1 protein-coding gene and 1 tRNA gene are annotated in these 2277 nt (G+C 75.8%); one reads left to right on the forward strand and one right to left on the reverse strand.

Annotated elements, in window-relative coordinates; translation table 11 throughout:
* On the reverse strand, window positions 1-1827 hold a 1827-nt coding region (locus FOE67_RS23145), incomplete at its 3' end, for a dynamin family protein (protein WP_182666782.1).
* 244 nt (window positions 1828-2071) lie between these two features.
* Here FOE67_RS23145 and FOE67_RS23150 point away from each other — a divergent pair.
* Window positions 2072-2147 (forward strand) — tRNA-Arg (locus FOE67_RS23150).
* Window positions 2148-2277: the final 130 nt, after the last annotated feature.

A 2277-nucleotide genomic window follows, 5' to 3' on the forward strand; every position in this document is an offset into this window, starting at 1 on the left:
CTCCGGGAGTTCGGGCACGGTGAAGCGGGGAACGGAGCCGAGGCCGGCGCGCTCCAGCAGGGCGGCGTAGTGGCGGGAGATCTCGGGGGCGTGCTGGTGGGGCACCCGGGCCAGGACGGTGGCCAGGGAACGTCGCAGGACGGTGGAGAGCGCGCCGATGAGCTCCACCTGGTGGTCCGGGGTGACCGCCAGCCGGTGCAGGGCCGCGCCGCAGCGGTCGCGCTCCTCCTCGATCGTCCGCCGCACGCACTGCGCCAGGAGTTCACCCGCGCGGCGGCGCAACGACGCCGCGCGGGCGGGGCCGATCAGGGCCGCCAACGCCTCGGCGGCGGGGCGGGAATCGCGTCCGCCCAGGAGCGCCACCGTCAACAGGGCGGCGGACTCGCCCGCGTTGCAGGGTGGGCGGTCCTGTCCCGCGGACGCCGGTCGACGGCGCGCCGCGACCCGCAGCGGACCGCCCGCCAGGGCGGCGGCGGCCTCCTCGTCGGCCATCTCCTCCAGCCGGCGGCGGAGTCGGCGGACCGCCACCCCCAGCCGGTCGCGGACCGCCGGGAAGGGCTCGGTCTCCCGCGAGGGGGCGGCGGGTTCGGCCCGCCAGGCGACGGCGGTCCGCTCGTCGGCGGCGACGACGGCCTCGGCGAGCAGCCCGGTCAGACCGTCGATGAGGGAGTCGATCACCTCGTCGCTGCTGCTGTCGTCGGGAAAGGCCAGCCAGTGGGCGCGGGCCTGGCCGGTGAGCAGGTCGCCGGCGTCCAGCCGGGCGCGCACCCGTTCGGCCGCCTCCCGGTGGGCGGCGTGCAGTTCCCGGTCCAGCCGGCCCGCCGCCGCCGCCTGGGCGGACGCGGCGGCGGCCAGCGCGCCGACGCGCGGACGCAGGGCGCGCAGGGTGCCGATCGCGGTGCCGGAGGCGGCCACCGCGCGGGCGGCCGGGTCCCGGGCCCGGGCGGCCAGCCACTCGCGCAGCGGGGCGACGGCGCTGGCGGGCAGCACCCCGTAACCGCCGCGGGCGGACTCCGGGAGTTCGGGCACGGTGAAGCGGGGAACGGAGCCGAGGCCGGCGCGCTCCAGCAGGGCGGCGTAGTGGCGGGAGATCTCGGGGGCGTGCTGGTGGGGCACCCGGGCCAGGACGGTGGCCAGGACGACCCGGGCGTCCCGGGCGCTGCGCAGCAGGTTCCACGGCACGGCGTCGGCGTAGCGGGCGGCGGTGGTCACCAGCACCCAGACGTCGGCGGCGCAGATGAGGTCGGCGGCCATGTCCCGGTTGCGGGCGATGAGGGAGTCGATGTCGGGCGGGTCCAGCAGCGCGAGGCCGGGCGGCAGGGAGCGGGTGGTCTCCACGGCGAGGGCGGGCCGGCCGTCCTCGGCGTGCGAGGGCGGGGACACCGGGACCTGCTCGTCGTCCTCCTGACGGGGCATCCACACCCGGCCGAACTGCGGGAGCACCCGGGGGCCGGCGAACCAGTGGTGGTCGTCGGGGTGACAGACCAGGACCGGGGTGCGGGTGGTGGGTCTGAGGACACCGGCCTCGGAGACCCGGCGGCCGACCAGGGAGTTGACCAGGGTGGACTTGCCGGCACCGGTGGAGCCGCCGATGACGGCCAGCAGCGGGGCGTCCGGCTCGCGCACCCGGGGCACCAGGTAGCCGTCGAGTTGGGCGAGGAGTTCCGCACGCGAACGCCGGGCCCGCTCGGCCCCGGGAAGGGGCAGCGGGAAGCGCGCCGCGGCGACGCGTTCCCGCAGTGCGGTCAGCGCCTCCACCAGGTCGGGCCGTGCCTCCAAGATCGCCACATGCGAAGAATGCCCAATTTTGGGCGAATTATGAAGCATATTCGGCGGAACGCGCCCGAATCCGTGCAACCGACCGCTCTCACCGGCATAACGAGTGCGCAACACCCCCGGCCGGCGGCGCCCAAATCGCTGCACCACCGACGGACGCCCGGGATCATCGGGGCTGCTTCACCGGATCTCCACACCGGCGTGTGGCGGTGCGGCACGGCCGCGAACCGGACGCGTCCCCCGGAGCCCTATCCTGTGCGCGCAGGGCCCGGTACCCCGTCCGCGACCGATATCGGCCCCCGTAGCTCAGTGGACAGAGCAGGTGCCTTCTAAGCACTTGGTCGCAGGTTCGAGTCCTGCCGGGGGCGCCATCGGCCCAACGCCGAGCGGGTCACGTTTTCGCGCACCGGCCGGCCCCTCACCCCTTTCCGGAACCGCCGGGGACCGCCGCCCCTTCCCGGCGGTGTCCCGACCCTGTCTCTTATATACATCTGACGCTGC

Origin of the sequence: Streptomyces calidiresistens (assembly GCF_014141525.1) — a bacterium.
Lineage (GTDB): Bacteria > Actinomycetota > Actinomycetes > Streptomycetales > Streptomycetaceae > Streptomyces > Streptomyces calidiresistens.